General features: G+C 33.8%; 17 protein-coding genes and 1 riboswitch. Of the genes, 3 read left to right on the top strand and 14 right to left on the bottom strand.

Annotated features, from left to right (window positions below; all coding sequences use genetic code 11):
• Window positions 1-9: 9 nt before the first annotated feature.
• From cbiE to cls, 11 genes are all read right to left on the bottom strand, one after another.
• Window positions 10-624, bottom strand: a complete 615-nt coding sequence (cbiE, locus tag bsdE14_RS20050; protein ID WP_264851780.1) for a precorrin-6y C5,15-methyltransferase (decarboxylating) subunit CbiE — start codon at window positions 622-624, stop codon at window positions 10-12.
• Between the two features lie 31 nt (window positions 625-655).
• Complete coding sequence (gene cbiD / locus bsdE14_RS20045) at window positions 656-1,735, bottom strand: cobalt-precorrin-5B (C(1))-methyltransferase CbiD (protein WP_264851779.1); 1,080 nt, start codon at window positions 1,733-1,735, stop codon at window positions 656-658.
• Window positions 1,736-1,842: 107 nt separating this feature from the next.
• The gene (locus tag bsdE14_RS20040) at window positions 1,843-2,469 is read right to left on the bottom strand and encodes a precorrin-8X methylmutase (protein WP_264851778.1); all 627 of its coding nucleotides are present in this window, start codon (window positions 2,467-2,469) and stop codon (window positions 1,843-1,845) included.
• A gap of 11 nt (window positions 2,470-2,480) precedes the next feature.
• Window positions 2,481-3,320, bottom strand: a complete 840-nt coding sequence (locus tag bsdE14_RS20035) for a sirohydrochlorin cobaltochelatase (protein WP_264851777.1) — start codon at window positions 3,318-3,320, stop codon at window positions 2,481-2,483.
• Window positions 3,321-3,418: 98 nt separating this feature from the next.
• A complete protein-coding gene (hemL, locus tag bsdE14_RS20030; protein WP_264852309.1) occupies window positions 3,419-4,693 on the bottom strand; it encodes a glutamate-1-semialdehyde 2,1-aminomutase in 1,275 nt (424 codons plus the stop codon).
• On the bottom strand, window positions 4,690-5,661 hold the full coding sequence (gene hemB, locus bsdE14_RS20025) for a porphobilinogen synthase (protein ID WP_264851776.1): 972 nt from the start codon (window positions 5,659-5,661) through the stop codon (window positions 4,690-4,692). The genes hemL and hemB overlap by 4 nt, the downstream gene beginning before the upstream one ends.
• Before the next feature lie 23 nt (window positions 5,662-5,684).
• Window positions 5,685-7,160 carry a uroporphyrinogen-III C-methyltransferase gene (cobA, locus tag bsdE14_RS20020; protein ID WP_264851775.1) on the bottom strand — a complete coding sequence of 492 codons (1,476 nt, stop codon included), beginning with the start codon at window positions 7,158-7,160 and terminating at the stop codon, window positions 5,685-5,687.
• Window positions 7,161-7,177: 17 nt separating this feature from the next.
• Complete coding sequence (gene hemC, locus bsdE14_RS20015; protein ID WP_264851774.1) at window positions 7,178-8,053, bottom strand: hydroxymethylbilane synthase; 876 nt, start codon at window positions 8,051-8,053, stop codon at window positions 7,178-7,180.
• Window positions 8,054-8,073: 20 nt separating this feature from the next.
• Window positions 8,074-8,718 (bottom strand): NAD(P)-dependent oxidoreductase, encoded by a 645-nt coding sequence (locus bsdE14_RS20010; RefSeq protein ID WP_264851773.1) that lies wholly within the window; start codon window positions 8,716-8,718, stop codon window positions 8,074-8,076.
• Entirely contained in the window at window positions 8,676-9,872 is a 1,197-nt protein-coding gene (gene hemA, locus bsdE14_RS20005) for a glutamyl-tRNA reductase (RefSeq protein ID WP_264851772.1), read from the bottom strand. Before hemA ends, bsdE14_RS20010 begins: the two co-directional genes overlap by 43 nt.
• 218 nt (window positions 9,873-10,090) lie before the next feature.
• A riboswitch (cobalamin riboswitch) is annotated at window positions 10,091-10,261 on the bottom strand.
• Window positions 10,262-10,416: 155 nt separating this feature from the next.
• Window positions 10,417-11,946, bottom strand: coding sequence for a cardiolipin synthase (cls, locus tag bsdE14_RS20000; RefSeq protein ID WP_264851771.1), 1,530 nt, complete (start codon window positions 11,944-11,946; stop codon window positions 10,417-10,419).
• A gap of 306 nt (window positions 11,947-12,252) precedes the next feature.
• Between cls and bsdE14_RS19995 the strand changes: the two genes are divergently transcribed.
• The 3 genes from bsdE14_RS19995 (at window position 12,253) to bsdE14_RS19985 (ending at window position 14,695) form a co-directional block, all read left to right on the top strand.
• Entirely contained in the window at window positions 12,253-12,789 is a 537-nt protein-coding gene (locus bsdE14_RS19995; protein WP_264851769.1) for a TetR/AcrR family transcriptional regulator, read from the top strand.
• 271 nt (window positions 12,790-13,060) lie between these two features.
• A complete protein-coding gene (locus bsdE14_RS19990; RefSeq protein ID WP_264851768.1) occupies window positions 13,061-13,954 on the top strand; it encodes a YidC/Oxa1 family membrane protein insertase in 894 nt (297 codons plus the stop codon).
• A 120-nt stretch (window positions 13,955-14,074) separates the two neighbouring features.
• Window positions 14,075-14,695 (top strand): DUF2238 domain-containing protein, encoded by a 621-nt coding sequence (locus bsdE14_RS19985; protein ID WP_264851767.1) that lies wholly within the window; start codon window positions 14,075-14,077, stop codon window positions 14,693-14,695.
• Window positions 14,696-14,851: 156 nt separating this feature from the next.
• Here the strand turns inward: bsdE14_RS19985 and bsdE14_RS19980 are convergent, their stop codons facing one another.
• From bsdE14_RS19980 to bsdE14_RS19970, 3 genes are all read right to left on the bottom strand, one after another.
• Window positions 14,852-15,595: an SIS domain-containing protein gene (locus tag bsdE14_RS19980; RefSeq protein WP_264851766.1), complete on the bottom strand. Its 744-nt coding sequence runs from the start codon at window positions 15,593-15,595 to the stop codon at window positions 14,852-14,854.
• A gap of 65 nt (window positions 15,596-15,660) precedes the next feature.
• The gene (gene ulaA / locus bsdE14_RS19975) at window positions 15,661-16,935 is read right to left on the bottom strand and encodes a PTS ascorbate transporter subunit IIC (protein WP_264851765.1); all 1,275 of its coding nucleotides are present in this window, start codon (window positions 16,933-16,935) and stop codon (window positions 15,661-15,663) included.
• Window positions 16,936-16,949: 14 nt separating this feature from the next.
• Window positions 16,950-17,240, bottom strand: coding sequence for a PTS sugar transporter subunit IIB (locus bsdE14_RS19970; RefSeq protein WP_264851764.1), 291 nt, complete (start codon window positions 17,238-17,240; stop codon window positions 16,950-16,952).
• Between the last annotated feature and the right edge of the window lie 32 nt (window positions 17,241-17,272).

The following is a 17,272-nucleotide window of genomic DNA, read 5'->3' as shown; positions in this document are numbered from 1 at the left end:
TTCTATACCTCACTTACTCTTCCACAAATTCTCAATTATAACCACTGATAGTTCACTAAAATTCATGTTTACTATTTCTTCTGCTGTTCCCTCTGTTATCTTTTCATCCCCATAGGAAAGATTTTCACCTACATACACCTTTGCTTCTATTTTTTCTACTAATAGTTTTCTGCACATTAAAGAAGGAGAATTTTTTTTATCGGTAAGCCATATAGAAAGTGTATTTTCCTTTACCTTTTCCACAAATTCTTCTTCTCTTCCGTGAAGACTTCCTAGATAACTCCCCTGCCAGCATTTATTAAGCCTTGCAGCTAAATATTGAAAGGAGCTTATACCTGGTATCACTTCAATATCCCTGTTATAGTTTCTTTTAATATACTCTGTAACCCCATAAAAGCAAGGGTCTCCAGAAGCAACTATAGCGATGTCTTCATTTTCATAACTATTTATGTAATTTAATATATCCTTTAAAGTGCTTACTGAAAGTTTTCTCCCTTCTATAAAATTCAAGCTCTCTATAGCCCTTACAAAACCTATAATAACCTTTGATTTTTCTAAAGTGGACAGTGCTTTAGGTAGTATATACTCCTTGCTTCCAGGCCCAAGCCCCACAATATAAACCATATAAATCTCCAATCTATTTTAAATATTACAATTAACATCTGCTTAATATATTTGTTTCAACAGCACCAGAATACATTATTATTTCCGCATTAATAGCACCATACGTATACTGCTCAACTCTAGATTTTACCTTTCTTACTATGCTGTCATAAATTTGGTTATATCTATTTCCTAAAAGTTTTACAGCTCCCTCTGTGGTTTTTTCTCTGTATATTTCATTAACTAATTCACTTTGAACTCCTATCAGTGCCAGCTCTAAAGCAATTACTTCCAGCCTTACATCGCAAACTCTGCTGTGAGTATTGAAGCACCCTGCAGCTATCTTGCATAGTTTTCCAATATGACCTACAATAGTTACTTTTTCTATGCCATTTTCAACGCAGCTATTTAAAGCAAAGCCAACATAGTTAGACATTATAACCATCTTATCACTGTGATACCCCTGCTCAATTGCTGCCTTTTCTCCCATATTACCAAAAACTAAAACAAGTTCCTTTTGGCCCTTAACAGCCTTTTGGCATATTTCAAGATGAATAGATTCTTTTAAAGCTTCCTCTGACATGGGTGTTACTATTCCTGTTGTTCCAAGGATTGATATGCCTCCTAGTATGTTAAGTCTAGGATTGAAGGTTTTTTTAGCTATTTCCTCACCTCTAGGAACAAAGATTGTAATTTCTACTCCTCTACCTTTTGGAAGTACCTCTCTTACTTCCTTTTCAATCATCCTTCTAGGTACTGGGTTTATGGCGGCTTCTCCTTTACTAACATATAAGCCTTCTCCCATTACTCTGCCAACACCTTTTCCGCCTTTTAATCTGTAGCCGCTTTCCATTTTATCTGCTCTGGCCCATATTTCTAGTCCATTGGTAATATCAGGATCATCTCCGCCATCCTTTATGATGCAGCATTCAACATAATCACTGCCTCTATTTATTTTTTCAACATTAAGCTTTAACTGAATACCCTTTGGTGTATCTATTTTAACTTCTGTTAAGTCTACCTCGGAAAAAAGCATATAAGTTGCTGCCTTAGCTGCCGCAGCAGCACAGGAGCCTGTTGTGTAGCCGCAGCGTAATCTTTTTCCATCACTATTTATATATAAATTCAGCATTGTATTCCTCCTCGGAAAACAGGGTAACTTGCCCTTGCTCACTACAATTCGCAAGTTACCCGAAAAAATCCATTTAGGATTTTTTCTTCTTTGAAATTACAATAACATTATCTTTCTACCAGCATATACATTAATGCATTAACTATAGCTGCTGCAACTGTACTTCCGCCCTTTCTCCCTCTTACAGTTATCATAGGCATATCAAGTTTTTCTATTTCTTCCTTTGATTCTGCCGCTCCGACAAAGCCTATAGGCGTACCAACTATAAATTTAGCTTTAGATTTTCCTTCTAAAATAAGTTCCTTAAGTTTAAACAATGCAGTAGGTGCATTTCCAAACACAAAAAACTCCACCCCATCCTCTACTGCTTTTTCTACTGCGGCCATAGAACGAGTTATTCCTCTTTCCACAGCTATCTTAGCTACTTCTGGCTCTGAAACGTAGCAAATAACCCTGCAGCCTAAATCATTTAGGGCTTTTTTATTAATGCCGGACAGTGCCATATTAGTATCCGTATATATGCTTGTACCCTTTTTTAATATATTTTGAGCCTCTGCTATTGCACCCTCTCTAATATAAACTAAGTCCTTATATTCGAAGTCTGCTGTTGTATGTATTACTCTTTTAATTATCTTAAGTTCTTCCTCATTAAATTTATGAGTTCCCATTTCATCGCCTATGATCTGAAAGCTTCTTTTTTCTATGTCCATGGGTATTTTAATATAATCCTTCATAACTCTTCTCCTTAATATCTACGACCTTTTCTTGTCTCACCAAAATTTATATATTTACCCTCAATAACATCCTTTATATGCTTTAAGTATATATCTTGGAACTTTTCAATTTCCCCTAAGCCATGAAGATATACTTCACTATTAATACCTTCAACTTCTAATATGCTCTTCCAGGAATCTTCTTCATCAGAAGCCATATCGTTTTTAGCATGATCTCCTGCTACTAGCATAAGAGGCACTAACACCACTTCTTTCACATTATCTTTTTTAAGTCTTCTAATTATGGTTTCTATGGTAGGATATCCCTCTACTGTACCTATATATATCTTTTCTTTATCTAAATCTGAAAGCACACTTTGAAGACATCCATAGCAAGCATTAGCAGGGTGGGAACTTCCATGTCCCATGAAAACAGCTGCTTTATCCTTTGGTATTACTTCATCAATAGCTTCTACAAATATTTTATAATCATCTGGAAGTTCTTCTTCCACCGCTTGGAAGTACAGTGCCGGTCTGCCAAGGCTTATTTTCTTAAAAACACCTTTCCTTTTATATTCATCTACAACAAGCTTTATATAATCAAACTCAGCTCCAGGTATTATATGAAGTGGCTGAACTATAACTTCTTCAAAGCCCTCAAGCTTTAACTTCTCTAAAGCCTCCTCAGGAGTGTCTGTAACTATTCCATCTCTATCCTTTAAAATTTTAATAATCATATGTGCAGTAAATGCTCTTCTCATTTCATATTCAGGAAAAGTTCTTTTAATTCTGTCTTCAATTTTTTCAATTGTAAGCTTTAAAGTATCCTTGTGCGTTGTACCAAAGCTAACTACTAATATAGCTTTCTTCATATAATTTTCTCCTCTCAGTAGAAAACACTGGGTAATCTATTGGCTCCAATTTCCATCGTCAGATTACCCGTAAAAGGTCACTTAAACCTTTTACTACGTTAAATTTGGAATTCTCTCATAACCTGAAGAAAGCTTTCAATATCCTCTTCACTGTGCTTCACATTTATAAACAATGCTTCAAATTGTGATGGTGCAATGTTAATTCCGCCCTTAAGCATATGTTCAAAGAACCTTGCAAACAGCTTAGTATTGCAAGTCTTCGCATCCTCATAATTTCTTACCTTTTCAAGTTCAGTAAAGAAAATAGTAAGCATTGCTCCTCTTCTATTAACAGTTATAGGAATTCCTTTTTCCTTAGATATATGGAGCACTCCCTTTTCAAGCTTTTCACCAAGAACTTCTAGATGTTCATAATATTTAGGATTGTTGTAAAGCTTTGTTAATGTAGCCAGCCCTGCTGCCATAACCACTGGATTTCCCGACATAGTTCCAGCTTGATATACTGGTCCTAAAGGTGAAAGCATCTCCATTATTTCTCTTCTTCCGCCATAAGCCCCACAAGGAAGTCCACCACCCATAATCTTTGCATAGGTTACTAAGTCTGGTTTAACCTTGTATAATGATTGAGCACCTTTATATGCCACTCTAAATCCGCTCATAACCTCGTCAAATATTAAAAGACTTCCATATTGCTTGCAAAGCCTACTTAACACTTCTAAAAATTCTTCTTCTGCTGGAATTACACCCATGTTACCTGCTACTGGCTCAATTATTACCCCTGCAACATCACTGCCATACTTTTTAAATACTTCTCTAATATTTTCTATGTCATTGTAGTTAGCAATTAGTGTATTTTGAATGCTCTCCTTTGGAACTCCTGCTGATCCTGGAATCCCCTCTGTCATAACTCCTGACCCTGCACTTACTAAAAAGCCATCAAAGTGACCATGATAACAACCAGCAAACTTAATTATCTTGCTCTTTCCTGTATATCCTCTTGCCAGCCTTACTGCACTCATAGTGGCTTCTGTTCCAGAGTTTACCATCCTTATCATCTCGATATTATCTAAAGTGCTGCACATATGCTTTGCTAACTTTAGTTCTAGCTCTGTAGGTGCACCAAAAGCTATGGCTGATTCGCAGTTTTCCTTTATAGCCTTCACCACATCTTCATCACAATGACCTAATATCATTGGTCCCCAAGCACCAACAAAGTCTATATATTTATTCCCATCTTCATCAAATATGTAAGCACCTTCACCTCTTTTAATTACTGGAGGCTCTACATTTACATCCTTAAATGCTCTTACTGGACTGTTTACTCCACCAGGCATATACTTTTTTGATTCTTCAAATATTGATAACATTTCTATTCATCCTTCCTAATCCATCTTGCTGCATCTAGTGCATGATAAGTGATTATCATATCTGCGCCTGCTCTCTTTATTGAAAGTAGCATTTCCATAGCTATAGCTTTCTCATTGATCAATCCCATTTTTGCTCCTGCTTTAATCATGGCGAACTCACCGCTTACGCTGTAAGCAGCAATTGGTACATCAAATCTGTCCCTTGCCCATCTAATAACATCTAAGTAGGATAGAGCAGGCTTAACCATTACTATATCTGCACCTTCTGCTATGTCTTCCTCAATTTCTCTCATTGCTTCTCTAATATTTGCTGGGTCCATTTGATAGGTCTTTCTGTCTCCAAACTGTGGCGCTGAATGAGCTGCCTCTCTAAATGGTCCGTAGAAAGCAGATGAATATTTTGCACTGTAAGCCATTATTGATACATGAGCATATCCATTTTCATCTAATACATTTCTAATAGCCATTACCCTTCCGTCCATCATATCTGAAGGCGCAACCATATCTGCTCCAGCTTTAGCGTGAGATAATGCTATTTTAGCTATATATTCTAAAGTACTGTCATTGTCTACTTTGTTATCACATATAATTCCACAGTGACCGTGACTGGTGTATTGACACATACATACATCTGTAATTACCCATAGTTCTGGCACTAATTCCTTTATTTTTCTCACAGCTTTTTGAACAATTCCATTTTCCTCAAAAGCTGAAGTAGCTATTTCATCTTTATGCTCAGGTAATCCAAAGAGTATAACTCCTTTTATCCCACGCTCTTCAACTTCTTTAATAATCTCATTTAGTCTATCCAATGACCAATGATAATTCCCTGGAAGAGAAGATATTTCTTCTTTTATATTTTCACCTTCTACTACAAATATAGGAAAAATAAAATCCTCTGGTCTTAATACAGTTTCTCTTACTAATGCCCTAATATTATTGCTCTCTCTTAATCTTCTGTGTCTTGCAAACATAATTAATCCTCCATATTTATATTCTATAAGATTTCTTTTTTCTTTAACTCAATTAACTTATTTATTATTCCCTGCTCACAGTGTTCTTCACTTATATAAGCTTCAATTCCATGATTTTTTAATTCCTTATAGGTTATAGGTCCTATAGCTAAAGAAAGTTTTTCTTTTATACCTTCAAGCCCAACTATTTCAATCATATTTCTCACTGTAGATGGACTAGTAAATATAACTACATCTACGTCCTCAAAGGCTTTTTCGCTTTTTATCTCTCCCTTAACTGGTTTATAAATATGTGCCACATCTACGATGCAATTTAAATTTCTTAATTCATCTGACAAATAACTTCTTGCACCATTAGAACATGGAATAAGAATATTGTCCCCCGCTTTAACTACTGTCTTTAGCTTTTCTAGAAGTCCTTCTCCAACAAATTCTTTAGCCTCTATATCTGCTATTAAGCCTCTGTCCTTCAAGGCTTTTTCTGTAGCATGGCCTATAACTGCAAAGGATGCCTTAATTTTTCTTATATCAAAACTAATATCCATTAAATAATCAAAGAATACATTTACAGCATTAACGCTGGTAAACACTACATATTCATAGGTACTAAGCTTTTCTATATAATCATTTAGATTTTCAGAACTGTTCTCTATTTTAATTGAATTTATCTCAGTAACCTGTGCACCAAGGTCCTTTAAGCTTTCCGCCATTCCACCAGCTTGCTCCTTTGGTCTAGTAACACATACATTTATTCCAAATAGAGGCATTTTCTCATACCAGTTTAAGCTCTCACTTAAGTTTACTACTTCTCCAACTACAATTATGCAGGGAGATTTTAGTCCAACTTCTCTGCTCTTTACAGCAATATCTTTTAAAGTGCCTATTACTTTTCTCTGCTTAGAAGTTGTTCCCCTCATAATTACTCCACAGGGAGTACTTTCAGTTTTACCACATTCTATTAGCCTTTTAGTTATAAATTCTATATTTTCAAGTCCCATTAAAAACATTAATGTTCCTTCTACTGTTGCAATACTGCTCCAATCTATTTTAAGCTTTGAGGCACTCATACCAGTTATAACATGAAAGCTTTGAGATAATCCTCTATGGGTAGCTGGAATGCCAGCATAGCTTAATACAGATATTGCAGAGGTAACACCAGGTATAACCTCAAAATCTATATTTTCTTCTCGTAGTCTTAAGGCTTCTTCCCCACCTCTTCCAAAAACATAAGGATCTCCACCCTTTACCCTTCCAACAACATGTCCACTCTTAGCAAGAAAAACAAGCATCTCATTTATTTCATCCTGAGTTTTATAATGACAGCCTGGTTCCTTGCCGCAATAGAACACTTTACAGTCATCCTTTAAATACTTTAAAACATTTCCTCCAGCCAGCCTGTCATACATTACTGCTGTACACTTTTTAAGCACTCTCACTGCTTTAAGTGTCATCAATTCTTCGTCTCCTGGCCCTGTACCAATAAGATAAACCTTACTCATATGTAACTCCTTTTCCTCTAGCTGCTGCTTATTATTTTTTCTGCCAAGGCTTCACCCAGCTCAATATAATCTTCTGGATTGCCTTCAATATCCTTCTTTATTAACCTATCTCCCACTTGGAACATGCCTGCTATACGCATTAGATTACCTTCTATTACTGCATACGCACCTATTGATATATGGCAGCCTCCGTTTAGTCTTCTCATAAAGCTTCTTTCAGCAGCTACACACATTTCTATCTCTTGACAATTTAGTCCCCTAAAAATATCACCTTGTTCACTGCTGCTTACAATTTCAATTCCTAAAGCTCCCTGCCCTACTGCAGGCAAAAACTCATATGGATCAAAGTAATTAGTTATTTTACACTCCATATCAAGTCTTTTAAGACCTGCTGCTGCTAGTATTATTCCGTCTAGGTTCTCTTTCTGCATCTTATCTATTCTAGTGGGCACATTACCCCTTATAGGTACAACTTCTATATCTGGCCTCATTGCCTTAAGCTGGGCCTCTCTTCTTACACTGCTGGTTCCAATTCTAGCTGCCTTAGGAAGATCTAAAAAGCTAATTCCATTAATTGACACAAATACATCTCTTACGTCCTCTCTAACTGGTATAGCAGCAATTTCAAAAATGCTGCTTAACTCATAAGGTACGTCCTTCATACTGTGTACTGCTGCATCTGCCTTTCCTTCCATAAGAGCTAGTTCTATTTCCTTAACAAAGAGACCTTTACCACCTATCTTATCTAGTGATATATCTAATCTTATATCCCCATCAGTTTGAACAAGAAGCTTTTCACACTCTAAGCCGTACTTATTTTTAACCATATCAATAACTGATTCAGTTTGTACCAAAGCTAGCTTGCTTTTTCTTGTAGCAATTTTTAAACTCAAAATAATTTACCTCCATAATATTAATTGTTAAAAAACATTCTTAATACCTCTTTATGCTTATTCTTATCGTAAAAGAATCTAAAATCCTCTGATACAATAAAATTTAGTATTTCATCCTTATATTTTAAAGTCTTTGCCTCTTCACGAACAGTGCAGATGTACTCAATAAACTCATCATATTCACTCAGAGTTTTATCTATTACATTCGCTAAAAATATAGCTGCTTTAGGGTTTCCACCCTTAGTATTCAAACTAAAGATAACATTTTCTGTTTTTCTTTGTACTGGCATAACAAATTGTCCTTCTTTAAAATCTGTACAGTCTAAATAAAGCTTATAAAGTTTTTCACAATCTTCTTTAATCTTTTCTCTAACCTTTTTATCATTTACAGCTATTACAACCAAATGTTTGTCATGAATAAATCTTGATTCATATTTTCCTTTGATTATGCTCACATTTGACATATTTAATAAATTATCAAAATCACATATAAACTCTTCAGAAAGCACAAAAACTTTGCAGCCTTTACTAGCAAGACTCATAGCTTTTATATACCCTGCTCTTCCTCCACCTATAATGAGAACTTTAGTTTTACACGATAGCAAGGAAATATGAGTATACTCTAACTCGGTTGACAAAAAATCCTCTGTATTATTTTCAAGCATTCCTCACCCCTACCCTTCAAATACTCTTCTTTTAAAACCTCTATAGCTTTATTTACATATGCATCAGAGGTGCTCTTCAATAAAGTTCTTGCCAAAACTTCATTATCCTTAGTATGTTTTTTATTAACAAAAGTATTGTATCTTTTGCTATATATTTTTTCTCCAGTAATCTTTATCTTTGTAATTTGAGGCGTTATTTCCTTTATACACTGCCAATCTTTATACTCCTTAATATATTTATCAACTATGTATTTAAACTCGCTCATTTTTAGTTCTCTTATTTTTTTATTTTCATCATCTATAAGGCTTATTTTATCAATATCATATACTTCAACCTGTTCTAGTGAGGCTACCTCATTATCAACGTCTCTCGGCACTGCTAAATCATATATAATTAATTTTTTATCAGGAATATCATTTTTTGACACTACAGTATGAGGTGCCGATGTGCAGCTTATAATACAGTCCACATCCTTATAATGATACTTTCTTTGTTCAAAAGGTATGACTCTAATCCTATGATCATTAATATCAATGCAGCTTCCATTTCTAACAACTATATACAAACTTTCAAAATTGATGCCTAAAATATATTTACAAGTTAATTGCCCAACTTCTCCATAACCTAAAACCATAAACTTCTTTGCACCTTTAGCTAATGCTTCCTTTACAACTATGGATGAGGAAGATACTGGAATTTTATAAAGTTCTGCCTTATCTCTAAATTCCTTTCCACAAGTTATGGCTAGTTGAAAAAGACGTTGAAGATCTCTGCTTACTGCCTTAAGCTTCAAGGACTCTTCATAAGCTATTTTTACCTGACCTAGTATTTGATCCTCACCTAAAATTTTTGAATAAAAGCCACAGGAAAGCTCCATTAAATGCTTAGTTACTTCTTCCTCTTTTTTTCGAAATATATAGTTAATAAATTTTTTATTCCATCCTAATCTAATGAAAATCTCTTCTACTACACCTTCATCGCTTATTTCACAATCAAAATATATCTCCGTTCTATTACATGTACTTAGTACCACTACTTCTTTACATAATCCTAGAAGCTCATTAATTGTTCTTTCACTATGCTTAGGTATTATTGAAAGCTTTTCTCTGATTTCAACGGTGCAATTACTTTTAATACCGATAAGCTGTAACATTCTATCAACTCCAAAACTTAATTTATCCTTTTTCTGATATTAATATAATGGTCTTTTGCCATGCTTGCAGAAAAATTCTACAATTTTTTACAAAATAAAAAACCCCTACCCTTTTGAGGTAGAGGTCTAACAATCACAAATTTCCCACATACTGAAAATGCTAAAATCAGCTTAATCATGTGTCTAAAATGCTATGCCATTTCCCTTCCCACCGAAGGATTAGCTTTTGATTTTAGGCAGGTCTCCTGACTCACGGGTCTCCCTCCTTTCACCTTCCCAGCATAAAAGCCAGTGGTCGAAATTCGTCTCCGTATACAGTAGCGGGGGCTGTAGTGGATTTTCACCACTTTCCCTATTAAACTTAATGTACCTAAAACAAATATTAAATTCTACTTTGATTATATACTATGTTTATATATTATTCAATAGACATAAATTCTGATTACAAATATTGCTACTTAATACAGAATGAAAGCGGACCTATCTCAAAATTATAGTCATTTCTAGTTGGTTACTTTTTTGCATTGTAGTATTTATAAATTAATTAACAAAGTGGAGCAAACATCCTAAGCACGGCATCAAATAGTGTGCCAAAAAATCCATGCCTGCAGTCATTTATATTTATCCCCTTACTTTTTATAATTGTTTCTACAAAGTCCTTCTTTAAATCCATTATAGCTTTAGTTCTATACATAAAGGTTCCACATTCAAAGTGCAAATATAAACTTCTAAAATCCATGTTGATAGTCCCTACTACTGCAAATTCATCATCGCAAACATAACTTTTAGCATGAAGAAATCCTGGAGAATACTCATATATTTTAACTCCAGCCTTTAGAAGAGGTGCATAATTGGATCGGGTAAGCCTATAAACAATTTTTTTATCTGGAATACCTGGTGTAACAATTCTAACATCTACTCCCCTTTTAGCTGCCATACAAAGAGCAGATTTCATTTCATTATCAATAATGAGATAAGGAGTAAAAATATAAATATACCTTTTTGCTTGTGATAATAATTCTATATAAATGTTTTGTCCAATTGTTTCATCATCAAAAGGTGAATCTGAAAATGGCTGCACATAGCCATCATATTCTAGACTTTCCTCATAACTATGATCAGATTTATAGTTTTCTAGAATATCCGTACTTTTCCTAAACGTATTCCACATTTCTAAAAACATCAATGTAAAACTCCAAACTGCATCTCCCTTTATTTTTACACCTGTATCCTTCCAATGACCATATTTTTTCTTTTCGTTAATATATTCATCTGCTAGATTGATACCTCCATTGAAAGCTATGTTTCCATCAATAACTAAAATCTTTCTATGATCTCGATTATTCATTACCATAGAAAGAATTGGTCTAAACTTATTAAATGCCATGCATTTAATTCCCCTTTTTTCCATCTTTCTTTCAAAATCACCTGGAAGCAAGAAAAGAGACCCTACATCATCATATATCATTCGCACATCTACACCTTCGGTTGCTTTTCTAGTGAGTATTTCAAGTATACTATTCCACATGATTCCTTCTTCAATGATAAAATACTCAAGGAATATAAAATATTTAGCCTTTTCTAATTCTAAAAGCATATCTTTGTACATGATGTCTCCTAAAGGATAGTAGGTAGTTTCTAAATTCTTATAAGCCGGATAAAAGCTTTTTTCTTGCAGATATCTGCAAGTTCCTTGAACACGCTGATCTAAATCACCTATTTCTTTAAGAATACTACTTTCTTTCTTCATCAAATCAATTGATTTTTTATGTTCTCTACTTAGGCGCAGCTGCATTACTTTAGAGGGCCTTTTGTTACCAAAGAATAGATAAAAAAGGCCTCCGAACAAAGGCAGTACCATTATTAGAATAATCCAAGCAATCTTATAGGAAGCATTTTCATCATTTCCAATAATATATAAGACAATCAAAATACTTAATATTGAAAATGCAGCATTTATCCAAGCATAATAGTTTGTTAGTCTAATTAGAAAAAGAATAAACCAAATAAGCTGTATTAGGAGCAAAGTTGAAGTAATAAATATTCTACTGTTCATTATCCTAAAAAATTTCATTTTAGTACCCCTCCAAACTAATTTGCCTCATCCATAGCGTTAAATTTTTCATTGCCATTATAAATAACTAGTGATTTAATATGGTCCTAAGTGATACTATATAAGTAGTGTTAAATATAGCAATAATATTTTACATATAGCCTTTTACTTATTTCAATCAACTTAATTGACAGCTTTTATATAATTTGTTAACATTATTGTACCGTTCAACCAGTATAGTAATATTGTATTTAATATAACATAACCATTAATTTAATGATAGATATTAATTTGTAAATTTAATTTTTATATAGAAAGGTTGATATTATGACTAATCCAGTAAAACAAAAGATTCTTGAGGTATCCAATAGATTGATTATGGAAGAAGGCCTAAATTCTTTCACCTTAGAGGAAGTAGCAAAAGAAGCCGGGATTAGTAAGGGAGGACTTCTATACCATTTTCCCAGCAAGGATGCGCTAATGAAAGGGCTTATTGAGAATAATCTAGCATTATTTGAGTCAAAAGTTGCGGCAGGAGAGAATACTACAATTTCTGATTTTCCTAATAGCTGGTTTATAAGCTATATACGAGAACAATTTAATACTGCTAAGATTGATTACAATACAATGAGTGGAATTATAGCCGCATTTGCCTTAAATCAAGAGCTCCTTCAGCCAGTTTTAGAAAATCGTAAACAATGGTTTGAGAAAATGAATGGATTAAATGATCCTATTTTAGGTATTATAATAAGCCTAGCCTGCGATGGAATAGCATCTTCTTTTCTTCTTGGCATAGATGTATATCCTGAAGATACAAAAAAAGCGATTATGGAGAGGCTTATGAACTTAGCAAAAGAGTGTTAAATAATTTTATTACTATAATTAAGTTTTTTAGGAACTCAATATGAGTTCCTTTTATTTATGGCAAAAAAACATCTTATAAGAAGTATTATTGCCTCATTTGTATCTATATTATTTATTATAAACTATTTAATTGACAGCCTATTTTTAATTTGATAATATTAATATACCGTCCAACCGGTACAGTAACATTGTATTTAATATATATATAAATATTCGGCAAAAGTCTCAAACTTCAAATTAAAATTCTATATGACAAAGGAGTGCTGTTAAAATGCTAGACTTTATTTCCTACCCTATAGGTACACTATTAAGAATAATATATAATACTTTAGCCTTTAAAAACTATGGAATATCCATAATTCTTCTTACTGTTCTCATAAAGACCTTAGTACTTCCCTTAACAATTAAGCAGTACCGTTCCACAGCAAAGATAGGCGAAGTTCAACCGCAATTACAGAAAATTCAAGAAAAATATAAAAATGATCCCGAAAGACTTAACCAAGAAACAATGAAGCTATATCAAGAAAATAATATAAATCCTGCAAGTGGATGTTTGCCTCTTTTAATACAGATGCCAATTCTTTTTTCCTTATACTATGTAATTTCACAACCGCTAAAGTACATGTTCAGAGTACCTGCAGAAACAATTAGCAAGTTATTTAGCCTGATCCCTACTGGTGCTGTAAAAGCTTCTTCTATACATGACTTAAGCATAATTAATTATTTTTCGCAAAATACTGACAAGCTATATAGTATAAACGGCCTTATATCAAAAGACCAATTATTAAATATGAATTTTTTTGGTATCAACCTTGGAGCAATACCTTCTCTTGATTCTGGTAAACTTTTTGGAAGTTCGCCGGACATACAAGCTTGGATTCTACTTATAGTACCTATACTTGCTGTGGCTACTACTTATATTTCAATGAAATACTCCATGAATCAAACTCCTCAACAAGATAACAACCTTGCTCAAAATTCTATGCAAAAAAGTATGTCACTAGTTTCACCAATTATGACTGGTTTTATATCTTTTAGTGTTCCAACTGGACTAGGACTTTATTGGATTATTTCAAATATCCTTCAAATCGCTCAGCAGATCTTTATGAATAAATTTATAATTAATAAACAACCAAGAGAGGCTTTAGTACAAAAGTCAAATTAATAAAAAATGTATCCAAGCTATTAACTTAGGTCTATTATTGTAAAGTCTTTAAAATCCCTTAACTAAATGGATCTAGTAAATATTAATTGCTATAAATAAATTTTTATGGGGGAATAATAAATGAAAAGCAAAAGAAAATATGTATTTAATGATTACTTTGAAATATTTTTATACATTCTTGCTTTAATTTGTTTTATCTATTTTTTTGTTAGAGGAAATAAAGCTAAAACTATACAGCCATTGTTAATTTCAGCAGTATTGTGTGTTATGAAGGAAATAATTAAAATAACTAAAATAGATATTTTTCCTGCTCTAAGATTTTCAATTTTAGCATTCATTTTTGTTACCATGTTCCTAGCTAATGAGTTCGGAGGCTATACAATAATTCCGCATCTTGATAAAATTGAACATTTTTTCTCAGGTTTTATCCTATGCTTTTTAGGGTTATCAATATATAATCATTTAAATAATAATAAAATAGATAATTTAAATTTAAAAACTATGGTACTTTTCAGTCTGTTCTTTTCTATTGCTATGGCTGGTATTTGGGAAATTCATGAATTTACAACAGATAAACTTTTCGGATTAAGAAGTCAAAACGCTAGCTTAGATGACACAATGGGTGATATCATATGTGGAACTATAGGTGCTGTAGTTGCCTGTGTACCGATAGTAAAAAATGCTACAGCAAATTCATGCATTTCAATTTTTAAAGCCACTCATAAGACTGATTCATTGTAATATCAATTTCAGCAGGTTTCTTCTTAAAATAAAAGGATTCTAACTGAAAATTAGAATCCTTTTATTTTTCTTATACATCAAATCAACTTTGCATTCATGATATCAATTATTACAATCAGAGCTATAGAAAAAAGTCTCCGGAGAGACCTTTAAAATTTATATAAAATCATAGTGGATTGAATCCTTGTATTCCTCATACAATTTTTCATTTAGCTCATCGCCGCCATCAATATTTGCACTATAGAATATAGGCGGTCTTCTCATGCCCTTCTTAACCAGGTTTTGAGCTGTAGCTGCCACTATTGAGTTCAAAATTGTTGCACCAATGACAGTAGAAGTCGGGGCTACCTTCTGATCTAAGCCTTCTACAGAAACACAGGCATCACCAATATCACCATGATTGTCAAGAACTATATCACAAAATTCATAAAGATTCTTACCTGACGGATGCCTTGAGGAAACAGACTTGGAGTATGCCAAGTTCGTAAGTCCAATTATTTTTACGCCCTTTTCCTTTGCAGCAATGGCCATTTCAATGGAAACGGGATTCCTGCCTGAAACAGAGTGAATTATAAGCACATCATCCTTTTTAAAATGGACCTTGCTAGCAAGTATTGTTCCGTAGCCAACACATCTTTCCATCTTGCTTGTTATTGTAATTGGAGAGGTATCAAGCATGATTTCTCTTCCGAATATAGGATTCATCATCATAAGGCCGCCTGCCCTGTAATACATTTCTTCGCTTAATATGCCTGCATGGCTTGCCCCAAAGGTATATATAGACTTTTTATCCAGTATTGCCTTTGTTAGCAGCTCAACACACTTTTCCATATTTTCTTTTTCTTTAATTTGTATAACTTTAATAAGCTGAAAAACTCTATCAATATAATCGAAATTCATATTTACCCTCCGAAGAACGAAGGCACTTCAAACTGAAATGCCTTATTTAAAATTATTATTTTAATTTAAGATATTAGTCTAGCAATTAAGCCTTCTATTATACCCCATAATGAGAAGTCCTGACCACCGTATACAAGCATCCATGAGTTAATAGTGTGGCTGAAGAAATATGAACCAAAGCCAACCAGGAATACCATTATAACACCAGAAACTGCTGCACCCACAATGCTGCCTCTTACTCCACCTGTTGCATTACCTATGATGGAAGCAGTTCCTATTTCAAAGAAACAAGTAAATGTTAAAGGAATTATAACTGTTGGGAATACTCCTGCTGTCAAAACAATTGTAACAACTGAGGTAATCATAGCTACTATGAATCCAAGAATTAAAGCATTTGGTGCATACGGGAATACGATTGGGCAGTCAAGTGCAGGAATAGCACCGGGAACAACCTTGTCAGCTATACCTTTAAATGCGGGGACTATTTCAGAAATCAACATACGAACACCTTGAAGCAATACGGTAACACCTACACCAAAATAAATTGCATGTGTAAAAATATAAGTGAACATTCCAGTTTTTCCGCCGGCATAACCCCAAACCTTAGCTGGACTAAAGCCGTTAGCTGTTAGTATAATTGCCATAACAATATAAGTTATGCATATAGTAATTGAACCAGTAATTGAAACTTCTCTTAAAAAGCCTAATGATTTAGGGAATTTCAGGCTTTCTGTTGATTTTGACTTATCGCCTATGAGCTTCCCTAGAGTTCCGGATATTACAGATAATATTGTTGTTGGATGTCCTATAGTAAAGGAATCATCACCGGTAACTTCTCTTACAAATGGACGCATTAAGTTTGGAGAAACTATCATGTATGTTGCTGTGAATATTGTAGCCAGTATAATCAATTTAGCTCCAGTAAGTCCTGCATCAACTCCTGCTGCAATAAATACGAATGGGAACCAATATAACATATGTCCTGTTAAGAATACGGATTTCCATCTTGAAAAACGTGCAAATAAAATATTAATAAGGAATGCAACTACCATTACAATTCCTATTTGGGTGCCGTATTGTGCACCGATATCTACTGATGTAGCTGCATTAGCCTGTGGAAGCATTGTATTAAATGCTTTTGCCAAACCATCAATAGAATTTCCGGTAACTATGCCAGTACCAGCAGATAGAACAAAGAATCCAATAGCAGTCATCATTGTTCCACGAACAACTTCAGTAAATGATTTTTTTTGTAAAATTAAACCTATTAATGCTATAAGAGCTAAGAAAATTGCGCCTTGACCAAAAATCTCGTTAATTATGAAATTTAACACTGCCATAAATTAACCCCCTCTTATTTTTTCAGTGTTTCAAAATAAGCTAAAACCTTACCCTCAACTTCAGCTTGATTCATGAAGTTGTCAATACTAAAAACGGTTACTTTTGCTCTTTCCATAATTCTTTCGGCAAGTTCAGTTGAAATAAATATTACATCGCAGTTATTAGACAAGCAAGTGCCAACATCGCCGCAAAATACCTCTGCCTCCAGCTTATGCTTTTTTAGAATACTCTCTATCTTCATTCTGAGCATTAGTGAAGACCCGCATCCAAATCCGCAAACTGTTTGAATAACTACCCTATCCACATTATCCCTCCTTTTTAAATTACTTTATATTA

It is taken from the genome of Clostridium omnivorum, assembly GCF_026012015.1.
Lineage (GTDB): Bacteria > Bacillota > Clostridia > Clostridiales > Clostridiaceae > Clostridium_AX > Clostridium_AX omnivorum.
The sequence above is the reverse complement of the archived record's forward strand: the minus strand, read 5'-3'. Positions and strand labels throughout refer to the sequence as shown.